Origin of the sequence: Pseudooceanicola sediminis (genome assembly GCF_003575965.1) — a bacterium.
In the GTDB taxonomy this organism is placed as follows: Bacteria; Pseudomonadota; Alphaproteobacteria; order Rhodobacterales; family Rhodobacteraceae; genus Pseudooceanicola; species Pseudooceanicola sediminis.
In genome coordinates this window covers 1-20937 of sequence record NZ_QWJJ01000026.1, presented here as the reverse complement: position 1 = coordinate 20937, position 20937 = coordinate 1, and the positions used below count along the sequence as shown (strand labels likewise).

Below are 20937 nucleotides of genomic sequence, written 5' to 3'. Positions count from 1 at the left end.
AGCGCTGACACACCTTTCATAGAAAAACGAGATCATATTCTTTCACGCTTCATCCCCGCATGTGCGGGGAAAAGTAGCCCTCAAGTGACGGGCCGGGGACATACCCTCGGTTCATCCCCGCGTGTGAGGGGAACAGACGAAGCATCCACCCCCGAATGGCCAACGTTCGCCGCCATCGGCGCGCTGATCACCATCGCCCTCTGGGCCGCCCTGGCCGCCCCCGCCGTCTACGACCCTGCCACGGCCGCAGGCCGGCGCGATGTCTGCACCGCGCTCGATTGCTCCGAAGGGACAGCCCATGTCAGACCCCCTCCCCGGCAGGACGCCGATGAAAGAGACCGAAGCCGACAGGGCCGTCCGCGATGCGGCCTTCCGCGTCACCGGCGCCGAGCTGCGCGCCTTCATCGAACGCATCGAGCGACTGGCGGCCGAGAAGAAGGACCTCGCAGACCAGCAGAAGGAGGTCTTCGCCGAGGCCAAGGGCCGGGGCTACGACACCAAAATCATCCGCCGCCTCATCGCCCTGCGCAAGCGCACCCCCGACGACATCGCCGAGGAAGAGGCCGTGCTCGAGATGTACAAAGACGCATTGGGGATGGCCTGATGGATGGCGCGGATCTCTTCGGCATTCTGGCAGGGTCTGCCCCCGTTCCCTCCGATGTTTCGCGGCGAGACGACCGCCCGCTGATCGTCGACAGCTTCGCGGGGGGCGGCGACGCCAGCACCGGGATCGAGATGGCCCTCGGGCGCAGTCCCGACATCGCGATCAACCACAATGCCGCCGCGCTGGCGCTGCATGCCGCGAACCATCCGGACACCCTGCATCTCTCCGAGAATGTCTTCCGGGTCGATCCGCTCGACCATCTGCAGGGTCGCCATATCGGGCTTCCCCAAGAGCCATGGCAAGCCCCGCGTCGATGATCGGCGTGTGTTGAGCGGCATAATCTTTATCAATCGCAACGGCTTGCGGTGGTGCGACGCCCCCAGGGAATACGGTCCGGCAAAGACTCTCTACAATCGGTGGAAGCGCTGGAGCGACAATGGGGTCTTCGCCCGGATCATGATGGGCTTGGCCGGCGAGAGCGCCGAGCACAAGACGATCATGATCGATGCAACCTATTTGAAAGCGCACCGCACGGCCTCAAGCCTGTGCGTGAAAAAGGGGGGCGCGAGCGCCAGATAGGCCGAACGAAGGGCGGCATGAACACGAAGCTGCATGCTGTCAGCGATGCGAAGGGGCGACCGATCCGGTTCTTCATGTCTGTCGGGCAGGTAAGCGATTACACCGGCGCAGCAGCGCTACTGGGCAGTCTGCCAACAGCCGACTGGATGCTTGCGGACAGGGGCTATGACGCAGACTGGTTTCGAGAAGCATTGAAAGACAAGGGGATACGCGCCTGCATCCCGGGGCGGAAGAAACGCAAGAAGATCGTCCGATACGATAAACGGCGATACAAACGGCGCAATCGCATCGAGATCATGTTTGGCCGCCTCAAGGACTGGCGCCGCGTTGCCACCCGATACGACCGCTACCCAGAAACCTTCTTCTCCGCCATCCTGCTCGCCGCAATCGTCATCTTCTGGCTATGAATGAGAATGAGTCTGGAGCCTAGCTCAATTTGATGCCGCATAGTCCGAGCTTGACCTTGGTGGTATCGACGTCGGAAAAGCGAATGGCGGGCCAGTAGCGACACAGAGGCTGCGCTGACCTCTTCAATGTAAATCGCGTGGCGAACATCGATCCAGCTTCAGCAACCCAGATGATCGCCAGAACTCCGCGACAAAGCGTCCGTTGTAATTTGCGCCCCTGCACGTACTTTAGCTTGATGGAAAAAAGTCCGACGACATCCGTCCTATACAATGCCAGCTGCCCTGTGTGTAACTTCGAGATACAGCATTATGCAAAGTACGCAGGCGACAACAATTTGCCGATCCGGTTCGATGATCTGAATTCGGACTCGCGGTTGCAGTGGGGTATTGATTCCGACACGGCGGCGCGGCGACTCTATGTAGCGCATCGGGGCGCACTGACATCAGGCATTCCCGCGTTCCTGGTGCTTTGGGCGCAAATGCCAAAGTACAGATGGTTAGGGAGGATCGTGGGCCTGCCCGGCGTGAAGCTGATCGCTTCGCTATTTTATGATTATGCTCTAGCGCCGCTCATTTACCGCTGGCATTTGTACCGGTTGCGCAGGAACGCCAACAAGCCCTTTCGACAGCCATGAGGGCGATATTGGCGTTGGGCCTGGGACATGAATATCCTGCCCAGATGAAGTCATATTGATGCGCTGACACGCTGGTTCAGAGCCGCAGTTGACCTTTTCATTTCGACGCAGGAGTGCAGTTCAGCGAAGAGCGTACGCAGGAAGTGGCTGCAGCATTTTTCAGGTCGACCGTCCGGAGCGCGGGACTTTTCTACCGTTGGTTAAACACCAGAACTGATCATATCTCGAATTTTTACCGCTTTCTCAAAGTGATCCAGTTCGTGTGTTTTGATCCACCATTCAGCTGCTTCCATAAGCGTCTCTGGATCATCATTTTTATTGGCAAAAAGGCATAGAACGAGAGACCTACGGTCACTCCCTTTTTGGCAATCTTTTCATTGCAGACTGCGATTGCCTTGGTTCTTGAGGTTGATCTCATACCGTTTGCGGCCTCTTTGATGCACGTTGACAGGAATGAACATATGAAGAACGTTCGAAAATCGCAACTCAGTAAATTTGGTAGGCGTGCGCACTTACCTGACTTGCGGCGGCGGGCGCCAGAGGCACTTCTGTGACTATCACTGCAGGCAGCAGCCAGGCCTTCTACTAGTTTGGCGCATGGCGCAGCAAGGCGAGCGGCGGCAACACAACGGGCGGATTGCAGCCGTTCGCTGCGCCTTGCACGAATGACCGCGATCCTGAAAACTTCTTCCGCCTGTCAGCTAGAGGGCCGGTCGGGAAGGCACCGGCTCGGATATAATATCAGGCGAGTCTCTGAAGGTCCCAGCCTGCAAGCCCGGTCGGTTTACGGCTGCCTTGACCCGACGAGGGGACGCGCACTGATGCTTGCGGCTGGACAACGACGATTGTTCTGATAGCCTGATTAAATCATGGATTTTCAAGTCATTCCGTACCGTGGAAGTTTGCCGGAAGGGCAGGTAAACAAGGTTTTCCTGCTTACCGACGGCTGGGACGATTGGTTCAAGTATAGCACGATGTATGTAGTGTTTTACTTCGATGAGGCTGGGGAAAATCACCGCATTGGCGAAGTGAAAATTGGTGAGTTTGAGATGATCGCCGATCAGCGGCGGCCAAATATCCCTGACAGGTTCAATGAGCTCGATGAGAGGTTTTTTTCGTTGGGGCAGGACGATAGCTACTATCAGACGGTCAACGAACTCGGGGACGCCTTTCGAGATAACTTCCTAGAGGCGATGAGAGATGTCGCACGCGATGCCGACCTCTTCGAGCGCGCTCTGGAGGAAAAGGTAACTGGCGTTTCGCTGCTGCGATCTGTTTCAGATCAATCGGTAAGAGGTCAGTACCGGAGAATGGCACAAGGCGGCGCACGTCTGACGGAATATGCATTTTCCTATACGCCACCCCCATGGGGAGCGAACAACCTACCGCCTACCTATAATTTTTCAGTTCATCCGGAAACTTACCCTCCGACCAACGTTCATGTTCTTATCGGCCGAAATAATGTTGGTAAGACATATACAGTTGAGCAACTGACAAACGCCCTTGTTCGCCCCGAAGAAGGCAATTTTGGAGACTTCCGCTGGGACGAAATCGACGATTTTGGCCTCGGAGATTCAGAAAGTTTCTCGAACATCGTCGGTGTGACCTTCAGTGCTTTCGACCCGTTCGAGCCACTTTCCATTCCTGAGAACAAACTATCTCGCGTCCGTTACCAATATATCGGCCTAAAACATACTGGCCGAAACGATGATGGAACAAAGAAGCCGCCAAAATCTACGGATGACCTTGCCGCAGACTTCGGAAGGTCTGTGCAATTAATCCTTACCCAGAAATCGAAGCAGGAGCGGTGGCGGCGTGCGTTATCCCTTTTGGAATCTGATCCTATCTTCAAACAAGCGGAAATATGGCAGTTGATCGAAACGTTTGAAGAGCTGCAAGCGGAGAACGAAACGCGCGAGGCTTTCAATAAACTCCGCAAGGATGCAAGGCAGCTCTATTCAAAGCTAAGTTCTGGCCACAAGATCGTTGTTCTGACCATCACCCGACTTGTGGAGGCGATTGAGGAACGATCCTTAGTACTGCTTGATGAGCCGGAAGCCCATCTTCATCCGCCACTGCTTTCCGCGTTCATTCGCTCACTGTCTGATCTCCTAATCAATAGAAATGGGGTAGCGATAATTGCCACCCACTCGCCAGTAATCCTCCAAGAGGTCCCCAAGACATGTGTGTGGAGGATATGGAGGAGTGGCCGCGAGAAACGCATTGAGCGACCAATTTTTGAAACCTTTGGCGAAAATGTCGGAACACTCACCCAAGAAATATTTGGCCTCGAAGTTACAAACTCCGGTTTCCACAAAATGTTAACCGACGCCGTTCGCGACGACCTGACATATGAAGAAGTCCTCGCACGCTTTAATGGACAGCTGGGTGACGAAGCCAGAAGCATCGTTCGTTCGCTGATCGCCGTGCGAGAGCAAGAAGGCTAACACATGTGGACTGCCCCCCGGCCGGAACTCACTGCGCTCGATATCTTTGATACTTGCGCCCAAGGGATCGCGGATGCTGCCAAGAAGACGCGCCTCGACGGCATCAGAGAGCAAATAGAACAAGCCGAAAACGACTTTGATGCCAGAGCAGCGACGACTGAACTCCACCTTGTTGTAGAGGCAGATACCGTTGCCGGAGCTAATGGCACGGTAACGGCAAAGGAGATGGAGCAGCTATACGACCGTCATCTGGCGCGACAGAAGAGCCGTGGCCGGGAAATGTACGACAAGATCATGATGGCTGCCGTACACGGACAGTGCCCATTCTGCGGACATCTACCGGTTTCTACGCTGGACCACTCCCTGCCTAAAACGCGACACCCTGCCCTCGCACTCACCCCCCTAAATCTCATCCCGTGCTGCAAGGATTGCAACCACAACAAGGGGACCTCTGGTCCTAACTCGACAGAGACACAGTTCCTACACGCTTATTATGACGACCTTACTGCCGATCGCTGGCTGTATGGTGCAATCGTGGAAGGTTCTCCGCCTGGAGCGGCCTTCCATGTCGTTCCGCCGGAAGAGTGGACGGAAGCGACGTCGGCAAGGGTTAGAAGGCACTTCAATAAACTAAAGCTGGCGAGGCTCTATGCGTCCCAAGCCGGTCGACAAATACAAAACATCCGACGTTCTCTATCCAATATTTACGACGCAGCCGGAGCTGATGCGGTCAGCGCGGATCTTCTGGAAAGGAGCTTGAGTTGTGCCGACGTTAGCCTCAATTCCTGGGAAGGCGCGTTTTACGAAGCAGCGTCCCATAGTGATTGGTTTTGCAATGGCGGCTTCAGAGCTTAATCGAACCTCTCCGCAAGCCTGCCGAATCTGGAAGGTTGCCACCCAATCCACCTTGTTTTAGTTGGCGCCGGTCATACGCTGCGCCCGGCGCGAAGGGCGGCAAAGGGCCGAGAGCTACGTCGCGCGCGGAGCAACCAGGCGCTTGGCCCTGTCGCGCAGCGAAGGTCGGCAGGGAGCCCATGTTGACGGGTGCTGCAAAGAGCACGAACGGCAGCTTGAGCAAATCGGATTGCTAATATCGCCCATCTATCACATGTAGCGTCTGCTGCTAGAACGGGATTTCATTTGGATCATTTATGTTGAGATCGCCGTCAATCAAAAAAAACTCGTCTGATTTTCCATCTGAGTGAATGCGCTGCCGTCGCGCAAATTTCTTTGCGGTTTCTGTAAACGGCTCACCCGCTCCTTGTTGTCTCATAAAGCCAGCTTCTGTGTAGTAACTGATCAGTCGTTCTAAGGTATTCTTTGATATTCGATGTGTTTCATTCATTTCAGATCCGGCCATTTGGGTTGCAAAGGCAGAGCCTATCTGCATGCAGCTTTTGTCTTCGATGACGTGGTAGAAATACTCGTCATTGTAGTCACTTGTTGACCAATCGAGATTGCTGAAGAATAGGGGGAACGCTGCTATCCAAGAACACCAAATTGTGGCGGGGTTTCCGAAGGGTTCATTGGTTCCGTAGCCTCCTCCACGCCTTACGTTCGGAGAGAGGTGTATCTCTATCTGTTCATTGTGATCTGGGAGGTCTGGGAACGGAATGTCGATTTCCAGTTCTCCGACCATTTCTTTGAATTTGGCATTCTCTTTTCTCAAAGAGTTAAGCTCCTCAAGAGCTTCTATACTGGCGACAGAGTTGCCGCGCACCCAGCCAGTCCGTGGCTTAGTTGCTTTGGCGTGGTCTAATGCTTCTCGCACGGCCAGCTTCAAGCCATCCACGGTGTTCCAGCCTTTCCTTAGTCGTCCATCGGATGCTTCGGATATGAACTTTTCTAGTTTTTTCTTCCCTGAGGACGCTTCTTCAGTCTTATCAGCTGAAAGGCTGCCACGATCGTTATGTAGCATCACGAGGACTGGAACGTTTTTGGATACTGCGTACCTGTACTCTTTTTCAGTGTAGCTAAGACCGCCATCTGCTTGTGTGCCATAACGGCCTGCGATGATGAGAACGTAGTAATCACACTGGTCAATAAGTGACTTTATGAACTCGAACTGATCTTCATCGGCTGCAGGGAAAGCTTCCATCTGAACTGGAAAGTCACCCGTGCTAATGACGACCTCCTCAACCGCCCTGCGTTCCTCCTTGAGGTCTTCATAGGTTGAGCTGATGAAAATTTGAAAGCGTTTGTCCTGCAAGTTTATTCTCTAACCTCGGAGGTTGTGGGAAACACCCCATAAGGACGCATTAGGGTCTGGTGTTCATCATTTGATTTGGGAGCAATGTCCAAGCCGCGTCAAGGTCTGCAAAGTCCGCATCGCCGACCTTCACCCTCCGAAAATGGTGCGTGAATGACGAATGGCCGGTCTGGTGAAGCTGCGGCGCAGCATCGGCCATAGGCCGAACGGCAGGTGAGGGCCGGCAGTGGCGGAGACTTCAGCCAAGGTGGAGCCTTTGGCCGCAGCGCTGCCGCGTGACCGCTCCGAGCCCTTCTGCGACATGCAACATTTTTAGTCCTGACTGACACCACCCGCAGCCTTGGGCAGCAAGACACCCTTGCAGACGATGAAAGGCTCGCACAAACTTAAGCCAGAGTTGTTCAGGAAACTGCCTTATCACCTTTCGGGATGGCACGGTTAAGCCCCAAACTTAGTAATAAGTACGCTCGATTTTCGCTATTTGTAAATTTTAGTGATCAAACACCAAATCATTTGACCATAAGGAACGGACCGTTGACTTTTCTCAAGAAAATCCACCACGTGGCTGTAATCTGCAGCGATTACGCAATATCGCGTAGTTTCTATACCGAAGTGCTGGGCCTCGAGATAGTCGCAGAGAACTACCGAGCTGATCGCTCTTCCTACAAATTAGATCTTGCTCTGCCAGGAGGGGGGCAGATCGAACTGTTTTCTTTCCCTGCGCCCCCTGCCCGTCCCAGCTTTCCAGAAGCAACGGGGCTCCGACATGTTGCCTTTGAAGTCGATGATATCGAGGCTACGAAAGAGCATCTGACATTAAATGGAATTACTGTCGAACAGATACGCACAGATCCCTTTACTAAGCGTCGATTTACTTTTTTTCCGATCCGGATGGCCTACCACTGGAGTTGTACGAGATCTGAGCGCTACTCCACCTTTCACAACTCTGCGCTTAAGGTCAGGCTGCAGTGGAATCCGCTGCAGCCTGTTGTAACTTATGCGGGGAGCGCGAAACGCTCCGGGCGGAAGCCCTCGAACAACGGGTGGCGCACCCCGAGCGCCATTTCCTCAGCCAGAAGCTCACCTGCGATCAAGCCAAGAGTGGCGCCACTATGGGAAAAAGCCACGAAGCAGCCCGGCAGCCTCTGCAGCTCTCCAAAGACCGGCTCACCATCGCCGGGGATCGGCTTTGGCCCCAGATGGACCGCCTTCACCGTCAGGTCCGGTTTCGGGGACATCACCTTCAATGCTTCATCGATCAAACCCTGCACCGTGGATGCCGGCGCCTCAAAGCGGCCATCAGCGTGCAGGATCACCTCCTCTTCCGACCAGCCTGAATCGAGATAGAAGGCCCCGTTTGGCGTTGGCCGAATGGCGACGCGCGGCGTGTTCAGGACCGTGCGCAAGGGATGCGGAGCAGGTTCTGTTTCCACCAGCAGGGCTATCGGGGTGTCGTCACCAATCGTGATCCCCTGCGCAGCAGACATCGCAGGCACAGCCGGACCCGTGGCCATGAGAACAGCGTCCGCAGGGAAAGCGCGACCGTCCTGAGTGCTGGCCCCACAGGCGCGACCGTCGCGTACGGTGGGTTCTGCCCTACCGGCATCGGTCACGATCACCCCACCGGCACCGACAAGTTCGTCCGCCAAGATCCGGATCAGCGACGGCAGGTCGACCCAGCCTTCGTTGCGGTTGAGGATGGCACCAGCCTGCGTCACCGCGCTGCCCTCCACGCCCGGGATACTATCCGACACCTCGGCCCCCGAAAGCAATTCAGCCTGATAGCCGAGCTCACGTTCATAGCGATAGACGTCGTCGATTTCATTGCTGTCATCCTCTGCGTCCCATGTCAGACCGCCGCCGAAGCTCAGCCAGTCGACCGACGGAAAGCGGTCAGCCAGCACCCGATAGCGATCCAGCCCGGCCTGACGCAGCTGATGATAGGGCAGTGAGCGTCGGCGCGCCGAATTCAGCCAGGCCAGCGAGCGCCCTGAAGCCCCATTGGCCAGTGGCCCATCGTTGAGCAAAGTGACCGAGACGCCCATACGCGCCAGTTGCGCGGCAGTGGACACACCAAATATCCCTCCGCCGATGACGACGGCTGTCTTGATGGAAAGTGAAGGGCTTATCATTTCTCGTCTCCTGCTTGTCCCTGATCGGAATGAATATGTTCCCAGAGGCCGCTGGCGGCGGCACGGGTCATGGCCTCCAGAGCCGCCGCATTGCCGAGGATATCGGTCATGGGTTGCGGCATGGGGCTGGCAATGGCGCGGACAAAGGCTTCGGCCTGCGCCTGGTACTGGTTGGTGGCGGGAATGCTGAGGATCTCGCGTCCCTGCCCGAGAAGGTCCGCCCCGCTGTCCAGCACGAGGTGTGCGGCGTGATCCGGCGGACAGTTGAACGGCGCATCAAGCTCCAGATACCCCTCGGTGCCGAGCACGGTCAGCTTCTGTGCCAGGGCCGATTGCGTGGCGACCATGAGACCAAGCTGCCCGCCACCGGCAAAGCGCGCCGCGCCCGTGGTCATCCGGTCGGTGCCAAACACCGGATCGCGATCCATCGTGCAGGCCGCCGCCTCCGGTTCGGCATCGAAAAAGAAGCGCGCAGCGTCAATCGCGTAGCAGCCGATATCGAAAAGCCCGCCGCCGCCGATACCGGCCTGATTGCGGACATTTCCGGGGTCGGTATTGCAATAGCTGAACAACGCCTGAACGCCTGTAACCCGACCTATCCGGCCCTCGGCAATTAGCGCCTTGGCACGGTGCCACTGCGGATGATGTCGGGTCATGAAGGCCTCGACCACCACGCGCCCGGCACGCTTTGCCGCCACGCAGACCTGCTGTGCTTCAGCAAGGCTCAGCGCCAGAGGTTTTTCGCACAGCACATGCTTGCCCGCCGCCAGGGCCTGCAGCGTCAAAGGCACATGCAGATGGTTCGGCAGCGGATTGTAAATGACGTCGATATCGGGGTCGTCGAGCAGCGCGGCGTAGCTGCCATGGGCCCGCGCGCCAAATCGTTGCGCGACGGTTTCAGCACGCGCCAGATCGCGCGACGCAATGGCCCCGATCGTGCAGCCTGATGCGGCCTGCAGCGCAGGCAACATTGCCTTCTGCGCGATGCCCGCGGTGCTGAGTATGCCCCAGCGAAGTGGTCTCATCTGAGTATCCTCGCTCATTTTGATCAGAGAACCTCGGCGAAGAATTTCTTCAGCCGATCGGTCCTGGGCGCGGTGAACATCTGTTCCGGCGTGCCGGACTCGACAATCTTGCCCTCGTCCATGAACACGATCTGGTCAGCGACCTGACGGGCAAAGCCCATCTCGTGGGTCACCACAACCATGGTCATCCCGCGCCGTCCGAGATCCGCCATAAGATCCAGCACACCCTTGACCAGCTCTGGATCAAGCGCGCTTGTCACCTCGTCGAACAGCACCACTTCGGGGTCCATCGCCAGAGCACGGGCGATGGCAACGCGCTGCTGCTGACCACCCGACAAATTGGCCGGGCGGTGATCGCCGCGCCCCTGCAGCCCCACATCAGCCAGACGCGCATCGGCGATGGCGCGGGCTTTTCCACGGCGCATCCCTTTGATTTTCGTCAAGGACAACATGATGTTGTCGCGTGCGGTATGATCAGGGAACAGATTGAAGTGCTGAAACACCATACCGACCTTCGAGCGCAGTTTTTCGGGCTTCATGGTGGCAATATCAACGCCGTCCAACAGCACCGAGCCGGCATTCATCTCAACCAGCCGGTTCAGGCTGCGCAACAAGGTCGACTTGCCCGATCCGGACGGCCCGATGATACAGGTGACCGAGCCCTTGGGGACACTCAGGTCAATGCCGCGCAGGACTTCCATCTGACCATAGCTCAGCCGCAGCCCCTCAATGGACAGGCTGCCGCCATTGAAGGGCGTGGTCTCGCTGTCGCGGGGCGCCGATTTCAACTCGTCGACCTGTTGCAGTCCGCTCATGGGCTGCAGGTTGGTCAGGCGTTTGCCTATGCGCAAACTATGGTCGATATGGTTGACCAGATGGGTCAGCGGGACTGTGATCACCAGATAGAAGATCCCCGCCAGCAATAGAGGCGACAGGTTTCCGGTCACGACGGCCGCATCCTGACCGACACGAAAGATCTCACGCTCCGACGCCAGCAGGCCCAGGAAATAGATCAGGCTCGAGTCTTTGACGTTCGAGATGAACTGGTTGACCATCGCCGGCAGCATCCGGCGGATGCCCTGCGGCACCACGATCAGGCGCATGCCCTGCCCGTAGCTCATCGACAACGCGCGGCAGGCCTCCATCTGGCCACCGGGCACGCTCTGAATCCCGGCGCGGAAGATCTCGCCCATATAGGCGCCCGCGATCAGGCTGAGCGCGAGGATCCCCAGAGGATAGGGCGAGGGGCCGAAAAGTTCGCGGCCAATGCCGGCAAAGCCCTGCCCGATCAGCAAAATGGTGACGATTGCGGGCAGGCCGCGAAAGATGTCGGTATAGAGGCGCGCAGGCAGACGCAGCCAGAGGGTGCGCGAAATGCCCATCACAGCCAGGACAAGCCCAAGGAAGATGCCGAGGACAGTCGAGGCGAAGGCGAGGATCAGCGTGTTCTTGAGGCCGGTCGCGATCATGATCGGCAGAATTTCGGCCATGGCGTCCCAGTCAAGGAACGTCCGTTGCAGGTTTTCCAACCACATATGGGGATCTCCCGTTGCGGTCCCTGACGGGCACCGCGGAGTTTGAACTGGTCAGAGCGGCTGCCGGGCGCAGAGCCCGGCAGCCGACATCTGGCGACGGGATCAGTTGGTTGTCGGCAGGTACTGCTTAGGCATGGGCGAACCGGGGAACCATTTCTGATAAAGGTCGCGCCAGGTGCCATCCTCCATCGCCTCATGCATCGCCGTATTCAGCGCCTCGCGCAGGGCATCGTTGCCCGGCTTGACCGCAAAACCCGCAGGCGCATCGAAGGACGGAATATTGACCTTGATCGCAAGATCGTAGCGCTCGCCATAGGTCTTGGCCGCTTCGTAATCCAAGAAATGCGCGTCGATCGTGCCGTTGTTCAGCGCCGCAACGCCGGTGTTGTTGTCAGGGAATTGCACGATATCCGTATCGGTGAAGGTCTTGCGGGCATACATTTCCTGCAAGGTCCCCTGCACCACGCCAAGGCGTTTGCCCGCCAGGCTTGCCGGATCGTCCGTCACGGCATCCTCGCCTGACAGCACCGACAGATAGCCTGCCAGATAACCGTCGCTGAAATCCACGACTTCCTCGCGCTTTTCGGTGATGCCGATGGCCGCGGCGGCGATGTCGAAACGGCCATTGGCGACTGAGGGCAGCAGGGCCGCGAATTCCTGACCGGTGAACAGGATCTGCTCAGGATCGAACCCGATGCGCCCCAGAACATTGCGCAGGAATTCCACGTCGAACCCGGTGAATTCGCCGGCAGCTGTGGTGAAGGCATAGGGCTTTGCGTCACCCAGCGATCCGACGCTGACGCTCGCAGGATCAATCAGGTTGTAGGGGTTGTCCTCTGCCTGCGCCGGGCTGGTCAGGGTGATGGCCATCACCACCGCCGCAAGAGGTGTGGCGAGCCGGGACAGGAAAGTCTGCTTTCGAATGGTCTGGGACATGGGTCGTTCTCCGCTGTTGGTCGGTAGGTGCCGCGCAGCGCTAACTGCTTCGTACAAATCTGAGCCGTTTTTATTTATGATACCGGTGTCACATCTGGTGATACCGGTATCACTATATATATCGATCATGTATCTTTTGATTCGCGTCAATGCCGTTGATAAAGATTCTCGACCGGAGAAAATGAAGTGGTGGACATGAGCACAAAGAAGAGCCGTCTGACCGTGGCGGATGTGGCCAGCGCTGCGAACGTGTCGAAAGCCACTGCCGCCCGCGTGCTTGGCGGGTATGGTCTGGCCAGCGAAACGGCCCGCAAGGCGGTGTTGGAAGCTGCCGAAAGGCTCGGGTATCAGCCCAATGACCTCGCCCGCTCAATGAGCACAGGGCGCAGCGGACTGATCGGCGTTGTCGTCGGCGATATCGAGAACGCCTTCTTCAGCCTTGCCGTACGAGGCATCAGCGACACGGCCCGTGCTGCAGGGCTGAACGTGATCATCAGCAACTCCAGTGAGCAAATCACGGAGGAACGCGAGATGGTCTCGGTTCTGCTGCGCCAGCGCGTGGCGGGGCTGATCGTGGCTCCGACCGATGCACGCCAGCTTGATCACCTGAAAAGCGCGATCACCTCCGGGGTGCCGGTTGTCACGTTGGACCGCTGGTCCCCCGATCTGCCCGCCGATGCAGTTTGTGGCGACGATCGTGCCAGTGCCATTTCGGTGCTCCAGCACCTGCAAGGGGCCGGACATCGCCATGTTGCCTATGTGACGGCGATGACCTCTCGCTCGGGCCGTCTTGCTGCCCCCGAAGACGTCGGAATTTCCGCGGTGCGGGAACGGATCGAGGGTTTTCTTGCCGCGTCTGACCAGGCCGGGATCCCCCCCCCCCGGCAGATGGTCTTTACCAATGCTACCGACGACGCCGCAACGGGCAGGATCGTTGACAAGGTTCTGGCGGAAAGCCCGCGCATCACGGCCCTCTTGGCCTCCGACAGTCTGGTCGGCGCGCGCTTGTTCCGCGCCCTGACCAATCGCGGCGTGAGACTGCCGCGCGACATGTCACTCGTGTCTTGGTTCGACGCAGACTGGACGCGCGTGACCTCTCCGCAAATTTCCGTGGTGGACCAGCCCACATATCTCTTTGGCCAACGCGCAGCTGAGCGTCTGATCCGTCGACTGAAAGGCGACACGACAGAGCCGCTACGCCTCCTGATCCCCACGCCCCTGATCGACAGAGGCACAGTCGGCCCGGCACCGCGATGTCTCTAACCCGGATCTGTCGCGCTTTCGTGCCGCCCCAAGTGCTCGTTTATGCCACCTTCCGTTCGAAAGCGACGGGACTTTTCAAGCCCAGTGCTGAGTGTCGGCGGCGCGGATCGTAGAACACATTAATGCATTCAAAGATCGCTATCTCAGCCTGCCGCCGGGTTTCCAATGACCGTTGCCAGATCAGCTCTGCCTTGATGGTCTTGAACGATGTCTCGACCGCGGCGTTGTCGTCGCAATGACATAGGTAGCGCCTGCATTTTTCCAAACAAAGTGCTCCTTTGCATAGGCGAGCGCACTTGGAGCGACGAAGATACTAATATAGCTTAATTTTTCCATATTCTCTATGGCGTTGTGGAACGTTTCTAGGTCAGAATCGGCAAAGTAATCGCCGAGAACGAAGATGGTAATCCGCTCGATACGGCTCAACATAAACAGACCCGATGATGCTTCGAGATGGTCGGATTGAATCACGGCTTCACGGATTTTACTCGCCCATCGCATTTCATCCAGTTCGTCAACGGCAAGCCATGGCTGTGGCTCTCTCGGGCCTTTTCGTCGCCCATTGGCAACAGTAATGATGACTTCCGATTCAGTAAGCCACTCTTCCAGAAGACCTTCCGGGCGGCCTTTCAACGTGATCGCCGAAACGCATTGTTTGAAGATTTCTGGGTCGTCGTAGTCACGGTGTTTCAAGCTGTTCCTCTCTTTGCAGGTTGGCGCTGCCTCTAGCGGGTACGTGGGTAAAATCCCCTAGTGTAATAGGATCATGAGCTAATCCTTACCCTGAGCACGCTTGACTGGCTCGGCTGTCCGATTGCAAGCCGATAGAATACTGTGGTCTTTGTCAACATGGGTGCAATTCCCGCCTCGTGGGAAAAGCGTAAGCGTTAGCTTGACTGCGCATAGTTCCACCGCGGCAGATCTGAGCTACCCCCCGAAATTCGGACACTGACATAAGCTACGATTTGCAGTCTGCTGATCTTCGACGAGAAGGAGATCAAAGATGTCGAAGCGGAAGCAGCACGCGCCTGAGTTCAAGGCGAAGGTCGCGCTGGAAGCCCTGAAAGGCGAGGAGACGGCTGCCGAACTAGCAAGCCGGTTCGGGGTGCATCCGACGATGATCCATCAATGGAAGCGAGCCCTGCTCGAAGGCGCCTCCGGTGACCTACGCCCAACAGGGCGGCGCCTGCCGCCCCGCAACCCTGCCCCATTCCACCATCTGCGCCAGCCGCAAGGATCAGAACGCCGTCATCATCCCGACGCTGGCCCAGCGGCCCGTGGCATCCTTCTTCGCCAAGTACTACGGCACCGGAGACGGCGCCCGGACCGACGCGCCCTGCCACACGATCACTGTTAAGGATCGCATGGCGCATGTGCAGGCGGCTTTGCAGGTGCCGCCCTTCACCGAAGCCCACACGCCGCGCGCTAAAGCCGTGGCCGAGTTCCTGCGCGCCCATGGCGTCTGGGACGGCGGCGATGTCGTCACGCTGGAGATCGACGGCGCCACCTACGTCATCACCGACATCGGCCTGCGCATGCTGACCCTGCGCGAACTGTTCAACGCACAGGGTTTTCCGCCGGACTACGTCATCGACGGTCACTGGCAAGAAGACGGCGGTAAACCTGACAAAGTCCTATCGGTTGAGCCGCGCCTTCACCAGCCTCGCACCGGGCACCCGGCGCAAGTATGACGCCGTCATCGATCCGCTGATCGAAAAGAACGGCGACCGCGACGTCTGCAAGGTCACGCGCCAGGACGTGCGCGCGATCCATGAGAAATACGCCGCAACCCCGCGCAAGGCCGATCACTATCTGCAGGTCATCCGCCTGCTGCTGAACTTCGCCAAGAACGAGCTGGAGTGGATCACCACGAACCCCGCCGAGGGCATCAAGGTCTTCGGCGCGCAAAAAGAGTTCGAGCCCTGGTCAGAGGCGGCGCAGGATGCGTTCCGCTCTGCGGCGGATCCGGTCGCCCTCACGGCGATGATGCTGGGCACCGGCACCGGGCAGCGCCCCGGCGACCTGTGCGGCATGATGTGGGATCACTTTGACGGCGATTACATGGAGGTCCTGCAGGACAAGACGCAGGAGCGGATCTCGGTCTATTGCCCTGCCCGGCTGCGCGATTACCTCGACACCCTGCCAAAACGGGGCCGCTATATCCTCGCCCGGAACCTCACGGAACCGCTGAGCTACGACGCGGTCTACGCGCGGTTCAAACAGGCACGCGAAGCCGCAGGCCCGATCTGCGCCGGTCTGGTCATGCACGGCTGGCGCTACACTGCCGCCGTTGCCCTTGCCGAGGCGGGCTGTTCCGATGCTGAAATCCAGAGCGTCACCGGCCACAAGACAGCCGCAATGGCGCAAAAATATCGCCGCCGCGCGGGCCAAAAAGCACTCTCGAAGCAGGCTCAGAGTCGCCGTGACAGCAAATAGAACGAACAGGGGGCAAATCGGGAAAGGGGGAACCGCTGGGGGAACTTTGCCAAACTTGCTTTTCTGGCGTCGCGAAAGTCTTCGCGGATTATCCATTAATAACAATGTGGTACCCAAGGCCGGACTCGAACCGGCAAGCCTTGCGGCGGGGGATTTTGAATCCCCTGCGTCTACCATTCCGCCACTTGGGCCCGTGACCTGCGCAGAGCGCCGTTCGGGACTCTTCTCTAGCGGCCATGCCGACAGACGTCCAGAGGCAAAAAGGCCCGCGCCGTCCTCAGCTGCACAAAGCCTGCGTCGTGGCGTCGATGGCAGGGCGCTCTGGGCCCCGGCACGCTTGACCCCTGCCCCTCCGCATGGTCTTTGATCCCCAGAACTGGCCGGATTGCGGCCGAGACAGGACCCGGCGAGACATTGATAAAATCCTTATATGACTGGACGATCCGCATGGCGGATCACCCGAACGCACTCTGGGTGCTGGCCCTCGTGTCCTTTGTCGAAAGTTCGTTCTTTCCGATTCCGCCGGATCTGCTGATGATCCCGATGATCATCGCGCGTCCCAACCGCGCCTTTACCATTGCGGCGGTGGCGATGGTCGCCTCGGTTCTGGGGGGGCTGCTGGGCTATGCCATCGGGGCGCTGGCATTCGACGCCATCGGCCGGCCGATCCTGGAAACCCTGGGCAAGGCCGACTCGATCGAGGTCTTCAATGCACGGTTCAACCAGGCCGGCTTCTGGGCCGTCCTGCTGGCTGGCATGACGCCGTTTCCCTACAAGGTCATCACCATCATGTCAGGCTGGACCGGCATGAACCTGGGAACCTTCATCCTGACATCGATCCTGGCACGCGGGCTGCGGTTCTTCATCATCGCGGCGCTGCTGTGGAAATTCGGCTCACCTGTTCGTGACTTCATCGAACGCCGTCTCGGTCTTGTGTTCATTGCATTTTTCGCCATTTTGATCGGCGGATTCCTGTTGGTGAAATATATATGACCTTTCGATTTTCGGTGCTGATCGCGGCGGCTGGCTCTGCCGCTCTGCTGCTGGGTGCGCTCGGCTTTCAGTTCATCGGCGGGCTGGCCCCGTGCCACCTGTGCCTGCTGCAACGCTGGCCGCACCTTGCGGCGGTGGTGATCGGGGCGCTGGCATTGGCCACCGGGCATCGCCTGTTTGCGCTGTTGGGCGCGGTGGCGGCGGCGATCACCGCGGCCATCGGGATCTATCACACCGGGGTGGAGCGGGGCATCTTCGAGGGGCCGACCACCTGCACCTCCGGGCCTCCCGGCTCCATGAGCTCGGAACAATTGTTCGACAAGATCATGAATGCGCCGCTGATCCGCTGTGACGAGGTCGCCTGGCAGATGCTCGGGCTGTCCATGGCCTCCTGGAATGCCATCTTCTCGCTGATCCTCGTCGGGTTCTGGCTGTCTGCCTGGCGCAGGGCGCGCTAAGCGGAACAGGTATCGATCGGCAGCACGCTGACCGATTTGACCCGCCGCGCCGCGAATTGCACCGACAGGGCCCCGATCGCGATGGCGTTCGTGATGCGCCCCCGCACCCGGTCGAAATCGGCCAGGTCCCGCACCACCACGCGCAGCGCGTAATCGTGGCTTCCCGCCAGCTGATGCGCCTCCATCACCTCCGGGATCGCCTCGAGCACGCGGGCAAAGTCGGCGTGCCATCGCGCATCCTGCTGGGGTGCCGACACGCCCACGAACACCGTCAGGCCCAGCCCCACCTGCTCGGGATCGACCAGCGCCACGCGGGCGCGGATCACCCCGGCCTCCTGCAACTTCTGAATCCGCTTCCAGCACGGCGTCTGCGTCAGGCCCACCCGCTCGGCCAGGCGGGCAACAGGCTGCGTCGCATCGCTCATCAGCGCGGCGACAAGTTTGCGATCAATCCGGTCCAGCTGCATTTACGCCTCCATGCGTGGGCGACCTCGCCACCTCATCCCAGCTTGCCCTAAAAAAACATAAAGTCTACTGCCTTTATCGTCTTTATGATCACCCCCGATCTTGCCAGCCGATTATTCCGCGTCTAACGTCAGGAAATGATCACCCAGAAAACCAAATATGCCCTGAAATCCCTGATCGCGCTCGGCGCCCTGCAAAAGGGCGAGGCGCTGACGATCGAAGAGGTCGCGCAGCGCTCCGGCGCGCCGAAACGGTTTCTGGAACATATTCTGCTGGAAATGCGCCGCGCCGGGTTTCTGGGGGCCAAGCGGGGCCGCTCGGGCGGCTACTTCCTGATCCGCGACGCGGCCAGGATCTCTCTCGGGGAAATCCTGCAACAGATCGACGGCCCCATTGCGCCCCTGCCCTGCCTGTCGCGCCGCGCCTATCAGAAATGCGACGATTGCACGGACGAGGAAACCTGCCAGCTGCGCCGCGTCTTCGGTGACGTGTTCTGGAGCTATCTGCTCCTGATCGAATCGCTGACGCTGGCCGACCTGCTGAAAACCCCCGACCTGGTCGCGCATCTGCCGTCACCTCCCGCGGATACTGCTGCCCAGGATGCCTCTCCGAACCTCGCGGGAGAATAATCTTCTCCGCCAGCCCCCAAGAACGATGAATCTTATCTCTCGATAAATCTACTATTCCGGTAGATATTTAGGAAATCCACGGTACGACCCAGCGTCGTCTTGCAAAGGAGGCCCCGAATGTCCCGGACCAGACCACTTTCCCGCACCCACGCGCCCCGAATGAACATCAGCTTCAGGCGCCTCGCCCTTGCGACGTTGTTCGCGGGCGGCACGGCCATCGTGATCGTGCCGGCGCTTCCCGGTGCGGCACTGGCAGACACCAAACTGCTCAACGTCAGCTATGATCCGACCCGCGAATTCTACCGCGCCTACGATGCCATGTTCGCAGAATGGTGGCAGGCGCAGGGCAACCCGCCCGTCACGATCGAACAAAGCCACGGCGGATCAGGCGCGCAGGCCCGCGCGGTGATCGAAGGGCTGGATGCGCAGATCGTCACGCTGGCGCTGGCCTCCGACATCGACGCGATTGCCGAACGCACCCCGGCCCTGCCGAAAGACTGGCAGAGCAAACTGCCCCATAACGCCGCGCCCTACACCTCGACCATCGTGTTCCTGGTGCGCAAGGGCAACCCAAAGGGCATCAAGGACTGGGGCGACCTGATTGGCGACGGCGTTCAGGTGATCACGCCAAACCCGAAAACCTCCGGTGGCGCGCGTTGGAACGTCCTTGCCGCCTGGGGCTGGGCGCTGAAACAGCCCGGCGGCAGCGCCGAAACCGCCAAGGCCTACCTGGCCGAACTGTTCAGCCACGTCCCGGTTCTCGACAGCGGGGCGCGCGGGGCCACGACCACCTTCGCACAGCGCGGCGTCGGTGACGTCCTGCTCGCGTGGGAAAACGAGGCTTTTCTGGCGCAGGCCGAAATGGGCGCCGACGCCTTCGACATCGTCGTGCCCTCCGTCTCGATCCTGGCGGAACCGCCCGTCGCGCTGGTCGAAGGCAACCTGACCGATGACGCACAGCGCGCTGCCGCCCAGGCCTACCTCGACCATCTCTACAGCCCCGAGGCGCAGGCGCTCGCACTGGCCAACTATTACCGCGCCTGGGATACCTCGCAGGCCGCTCCCGAAGATATCGCCCGCTTTCCCGACCTCGATCTCGTCACGATCGACGATTTCGGGGGATGGGCAAAGGCACAGCCCGAATTCTTTGGCAACGGCGGCATCTTCGACCAGATCTATGCGGAGTGATGGCGATGCTGCATGGCAAATCCCCCCTTCCCGGCTTCGGCCTCGGCATGGGCATCCTTCTGCTGGCGCTGTCCCTCGTAGTGCTGTTGCCACTAGGGGCGCTGGTCGGGCAAGGCGTGGCGATGGGTCCGGTCGAACTGGCCCATCACCTCGGCTCGAAACGGGTCGCCTCGGCCCTGACGCTGTCGTTTCGCGCCGCCCTGATCGCGTCGCTGTTCAACCTGGTCTTCGGGCTGGGGCTGGCCTGGGTGCTGACCCGCTATCGCTTTCCCGGCCGCCGCATCATTGACGCCGCCGTCGATCTGCCCTTCGCCCTGCCCACGGCGGTCGCCGGCATCGCCCTGACGACGCTCTATGCCCCAAGCGGCGTCTTCGGCGGCGCCCTCGCCTCTCTCGGGATCCAGGTCGCCTATACCGAGGCCGGGATCTGGATCGCCCTCGTCTTCGTGGGGCTGCCCTTCGTCGTGCGCACCGTGCAACCGGTCATCGACGAGATCGACACCGAGGTCGAAGAAGCCTCGGCCACCCTCGGCGCCAGCCGCCTGCGCACCCTGCGCCGGGTCGTGCTGCCCACCCTTGCGCCCTCGCTGATGACCGGCTTCGCTCTGGCGCTCGCACGGTCGGTCGGGGAATACGGGTCGGTCATCTTCATCGCGGGCAACCTGCCCAACCAGACCGAGATCGCCCCCCTGCTGATCGTGATCCGGCTTGAGGAATACGACTACAACGCCGCCGCCGCCATCGGCCTCGCCATGCTGGCGATCTCCTTCACCATGCTGCTTGCCATCAACGCCACCCAAGTCTGGAACCGTCGGAGGATCGGACATGTCTGACACATCGCCCCGGATTACGCTCCGGATCACGCCCCACCTCGTCAACGCCGCGATCGCCAGCCGCGCCGCCGCGCCTGCCCCGACACGGGGCCTCGGCCCCGCTCCTCACCCCGGCCCCGGCCCCCACCCCGCTCCCCGACCCGGGCCCCGCCTCCCGACCTGC

General features: G+C 59.4%; 22 protein-coding genes, 1 tRNA gene and 3 pseudogenes. 16 read left to right on the top strand and 10 right to left on the bottom strand.

Annotated features, from left to right (window positions below; all coding sequences use genetic code 11):
- Nucleotides 1-328: 328 nt before the first annotated feature.
- From DL237_RS19795 to DL237_RS19780, 4 genes are all read left to right on the top strand, one after another.
- A complete protein-coding gene (locus DL237_RS19795) occupies nt 329-604 on the top strand; it encodes a DUF2312 domain-containing protein (protein WP_199672186.1) in 276 nt (91 codons plus the stop codon).
- Nucleotides 604-921 (top strand): hypothetical protein, encoded by a 318-nt coding sequence (locus tag DL237_RS19790; RefSeq protein ID WP_233545082.1) that lies wholly within the window; start codon nt 604-606, stop codon nt 919-921. Before DL237_RS19795 ends, DL237_RS19790 begins: the two co-directional genes overlap by 1 nt.
- Nucleotides 836-1590, top strand: a protein-coding gene (locus tag DL237_RS19785) for an IS5 family transposase (RefSeq protein ID WP_119400715.1) whose coding sequence is annotated in 2 segments (ribosomal slippage) — nt 836-1172 and nt 1172-1590 — 756 coding nt in all. Because the reading frame shifts where the segments join, the coding sequence is not laid out codon by codon here. Before DL237_RS19790 ends, DL237_RS19785 begins: the two co-directional genes overlap by 86 nt.
- Nucleotides 1591-1727: 137 nt before the next feature.
- Entirely contained in the window at nt 1728-2225 is a 498-nt protein-coding gene (locus DL237_RS19780) for a thiol-disulfide oxidoreductase DCC family protein (protein WP_407691926.1), read from the top strand.
- Nucleotides 2226-2425: 200 nt separating this feature from the next.
- Here the strand turns inward: DL237_RS19780 and DL237_RS20925 are convergent, their stop codons facing one another.
- The gene (locus DL237_RS20925; protein ID WP_233545080.1) at nt 2426-2518 is read right to left on the bottom strand and encodes a DUF6500 family protein; all 93 of its coding nucleotides are present in this window, start codon (nt 2516-2518) and stop codon (nt 2426-2428) included.
- A gap of 576 nt (nt 2519-3094) precedes the next feature.
- Here DL237_RS20925 and DL237_RS19770 point away from each other — a divergent pair.
- Complete coding sequence (locus tag DL237_RS19770) at nt 3095-4672, top strand: AAA family ATPase (RefSeq protein WP_119400714.1); 1578 nt, start codon at nt 3095-3097, stop codon at nt 4670-4672.
- Between the two features lie 3 nt (nt 4673-4675).
- Nucleotides 4676-5527 carry an HNH endonuclease gene (locus tag DL237_RS19765; RefSeq protein ID WP_119400713.1) on the top strand — a complete coding sequence of 284 codons (852 nt, stop codon included), beginning with the start codon at nt 4676-4678 and terminating at the stop codon, nt 5525-5527.
- 268 nt (nt 5528-5795) lie between these two features.
- Here DL237_RS19765 and DL237_RS19760 read toward each other — a convergent pair whose 3' ends face one another.
- Entirely contained in the window at nt 5796-6881 is a 1086-nt protein-coding gene (locus DL237_RS19760; protein ID WP_119400712.1) for a DUF4062 domain-containing protein, read from the bottom strand.
- A gap of 429 nt (nt 6882-7310) precedes the next feature.
- Here DL237_RS19760 and gloA2 point away from each other — a divergent pair.
- A pseudogene (gene gloA2 / locus DL237_RS19755) lies at nt 7311-7796 on the top strand (SMU1112c/YaeR family gloxylase I-like metalloprotein); the annotation flags it as partial.
- 80 nt (nt 7797-7876) lie between these two features.
- Here the strand turns inward: gloA2 and DL237_RS19750 are convergent.
- From DL237_RS19750 to DL237_RS19735, 4 genes are all read right to left on the bottom strand, one after another.
- On the bottom strand, nt 7877-9013 hold the full coding sequence (locus DL237_RS19750) for an NAD(P)/FAD-dependent oxidoreductase (protein WP_119400711.1): 1137 nt from the start codon (nt 9011-9013) through the stop codon (nt 7877-7879).
- The gene (locus tag DL237_RS19745) at nt 9010-10038 is read right to left on the bottom strand and encodes a Gfo/Idh/MocA family protein (RefSeq protein ID WP_119400710.1); all 1029 of its coding nucleotides are present in this window, start codon (nt 10036-10038) and stop codon (nt 9010-9012) included. Before DL237_RS19745 ends, DL237_RS19750 begins: the two co-directional genes overlap by 4 nt.
- A gap of 23 nt (nt 10039-10061) precedes the next feature.
- Nucleotides 10062-11573, bottom strand: a complete 1512-nt coding sequence (locus DL237_RS21045; protein WP_119400709.1) for an amino acid ABC transporter permease/ATP-binding protein — start codon at nt 11571-11573, stop codon at nt 10062-10064.
- Nucleotides 11574-11675: 102 nt separating this feature from the next.
- The gene (locus DL237_RS19735; RefSeq protein WP_119400708.1) at nt 11676-12509 is read right to left on the bottom strand and encodes an ABC transporter substrate-binding protein; all 834 of its coding nucleotides are present in this window, start codon (nt 12507-12509) and stop codon (nt 11676-11678) included.
- Between the two features lie 195 nt (nt 12510-12704).
- Between DL237_RS19735 and DL237_RS19730 the strand changes: the two genes are divergently transcribed.
- Complete coding sequence (locus tag DL237_RS19730) at nt 12705-13772, top strand: LacI family DNA-binding transcriptional regulator (RefSeq protein ID WP_199672184.1); 1068 nt, start codon at nt 12705-12707, stop codon at nt 13770-13772.
- Nucleotides 13773-13812: 40 nt separating this feature from the next.
- Here DL237_RS19730 and DL237_RS19725 read toward each other — a convergent pair.
- Together DL237_RS19725 and DL237_RS20515 are read right to left on the bottom strand one after the other, a co-directional pair.
- Nucleotides 13813-14010: pseudogene (locus tag DL237_RS19725) on the bottom strand (IS3 family transposase); the annotation flags it as partial.
- Nucleotides 13953-14465 (bottom strand): hypothetical protein, encoded by a 513-nt coding sequence (locus DL237_RS20515; RefSeq protein ID WP_147405381.1) that lies wholly within the window; start codon nt 14463-14465, stop codon nt 13953-13955. The gene DL237_RS20515 and the pseudogene DL237_RS19725, both read right to left, overlap by 58 nt.
- 310 nt (nt 14466-14775) lie before the next feature.
- Between DL237_RS20515 and DL237_RS19715 the strand changes: the two are divergent.
- The 3 genes and pseudogenes from DL237_RS19715 to DL237_RS19705 all read left to right on the top strand — a co-directional run.
- Nucleotides 14776-14895: pseudogene (locus DL237_RS19715) on the top strand (transposase); the annotation flags it as partial.
- A 37-nt stretch (nt 14896-14932) separates the two neighbouring features.
- Nucleotides 14933-15463, top strand: coding sequence for a DNA cytosine methyltransferase (locus DL237_RS20780; RefSeq protein WP_199672190.1), 531 nt, complete (start codon nt 14933-14935; stop codon nt 15461-15463).
- A complete protein-coding gene (locus DL237_RS19705; protein ID WP_119400704.1) occupies nt 15414-16208 on the top strand; it encodes a tyrosine-type recombinase/integrase in 795 nt (264 codons plus the stop codon). Before DL237_RS20780 ends, DL237_RS19705 begins: the two co-directional genes overlap by 50 nt.
- 107 nt (nt 16209-16315) lie before the next feature.
- On the opposite strand, the gene DL237_RS19700 is transcribed toward DL237_RS19705, so the two are convergent.
- A tRNA-Leu gene (locus DL237_RS19700) sits at nt 16316-16399 on the bottom strand.
- A gap of 223 nt (nt 16400-16622) precedes the next feature.
- Between DL237_RS19700 and DL237_RS19695 the strand changes: the two genes are divergently transcribed.
- The gene (locus DL237_RS19695; protein ID WP_119400703.1) at nt 16623-17201 is read left to right on the top strand and encodes a YqaA family protein; all 579 of its coding nucleotides are present in this window, start codon (nt 16623-16625) and stop codon (nt 17199-17201) included.
- Complete coding sequence (locus tag DL237_RS19690; protein ID WP_119400702.1) at nt 17198-17659, top strand: disulfide bond formation protein B; 462 nt, start codon at nt 17198-17200, stop codon at nt 17657-17659. Before DL237_RS19695 ends, DL237_RS19690 begins: the two co-directional genes overlap by 4 nt.
- Here the strand turns inward: DL237_RS19690 and DL237_RS19685 are convergent.
- Nucleotides 17656-18126 carry an Lrp/AsnC family transcriptional regulator gene (locus tag DL237_RS19685; protein ID WP_119400701.1) on the bottom strand — a complete coding sequence of 157 codons (471 nt, stop codon included), beginning with the start codon at nt 18124-18126 and terminating at the stop codon, nt 17656-17658. The two genes, DL237_RS19690 and DL237_RS19685, sit on opposite strands and share 4 nt — an antisense overlap.
- Nucleotides 18127-18261: 135 nt before the next feature.
- On the opposite strand from DL237_RS19685, the gene DL237_RS19680 reads away from it, so the two are divergent.
- The 3 genes from DL237_RS19680 to cysT all read left to right on the top strand — a co-directional run bounded on the left by DL237_RS19680 (nt 18262) and on the right by cysT (nt 20774).
- On the top strand, nt 18262-18753 hold the full coding sequence (locus DL237_RS19680; RefSeq protein WP_119400700.1) for an RrF2 family transcriptional regulator: 492 nt from the start codon (nt 18262-18264) through the stop codon (nt 18751-18753).
- 159 nt (nt 18754-18912) lie between these two features.
- Complete coding sequence (locus tag DL237_RS19675; protein WP_199672188.1) at nt 18913-19941, top strand: sulfate ABC transporter substrate-binding protein; 1029 nt, start codon at nt 18913-18915, stop codon at nt 19939-19941.
- The gene (cysT, locus tag DL237_RS19670) at nt 19941-20774 is read left to right on the top strand and encodes a sulfate ABC transporter permease subunit CysT (protein ID WP_119400698.1); all 834 of its coding nucleotides are present in this window, start codon (nt 19941-19943) and stop codon (nt 20772-20774) included. Before DL237_RS19675 ends, cysT begins: the two co-directional genes overlap by 1 nt.
- Nucleotides 20775-20937 lie beyond the last annotated feature (163 nt).

Bases quoted from the DNA above. Each gene is read 5' to 3' on its own strand.
- DL237_RS19750 (WP_119400711.1), bottom strand. From the start codon at position 9,013: ATGATAAGCCCTTCACTTTCCATCAAGACAGCCGTCGTCATCGGCGGA.
- cysT (WP_119400698.1), top strand. From the start codon at position 19,941: ATGGCGATGCTGCATGGCAAATCCCCCCTTCCCGGCTTCGGCCTCGGC.
- DL237_RS19735 (WP_119400708.1), bottom strand. From the start codon at position 12,509: ATGTCCCAGACCATTCGAAAGCAGACTTTCCTGTCCCGGCTCGCCACA.
- DL237_RS19730 (WP_199672184.1), top strand. From the start codon at position 12,705: ATGAGCACAAAGAAGAGCCGTCTGACCGTGGCGGATGTGGCCAGCGCT.
- DL237_RS19745 (WP_119400710.1), bottom strand. From the start codon at position 10,038: ATGAGACCACTTCGCTGGGGCATACTCAGCACCGCGGGCATCGCGCAG.
- DL237_RS19680 (WP_119400700.1), top strand. From the start codon at position 18,262: ATGATCACCCAGAAAACCAAATATGCCCTGAAATCCCTGATCGCGCTC.
- DL237_RS19795 (WP_199672186.1), top strand. From the start codon at position 329: ATGAAAGAGACCGAAGCCGACAGGGCCGTCCGCGATGCGGCCTTCCGC.
- DL237_RS19790 (WP_233545082.1), top strand. From the start codon at position 604: ATGGATGGCGCGGATCTCTTCGGCATTCTGGCAGGGTCTGCCCCCGTT.
- DL237_RS21045 (WP_119400709.1), bottom strand. From the start codon at position 11,573: ATGTGGTTGGAAAACCTGCAACGGACGTTCCTTGACTGGGACGCCATG.
- DL237_RS20925 (WP_233545080.1), bottom strand. From the start codon at position 2,518: ATGGAAGCAGCTGAATGGTGGATCAAAACACACGAACTGGATCACTTT.
- DL237_RS19690 (WP_119400702.1), top strand. From the start codon at position 17,198: ATGACCTTTCGATTTTCGGTGCTGATCGCGGCGGCTGGCTCTGCCGCT.
- DL237_RS19685 (WP_119400701.1), bottom strand. From the start codon at position 18,126: ATGCAGCTGGACCGGATTGATCGCAAACTTGTCGCCGCGCTGATGAGC.
- DL237_RS19675 (WP_199672188.1), top strand. From the start codon at position 18,913: ATGAACATCAGCTTCAGGCGCCTCGCCCTTGCGACGTTGTTCGCGGGC.
- DL237_RS19770 (WP_119400714.1), top strand. From the start codon at position 3,095: ATGGATTTTCAAGTCATTCCGTACCGTGGAAGTTTGCCGGAAGGGCAG.
- DL237_RS19765 (WP_119400713.1), top strand. From the start codon at position 4,676: ATGTGGACTGCCCCCCGGCCGGAACTCACTGCGCTCGATATCTTTGAT.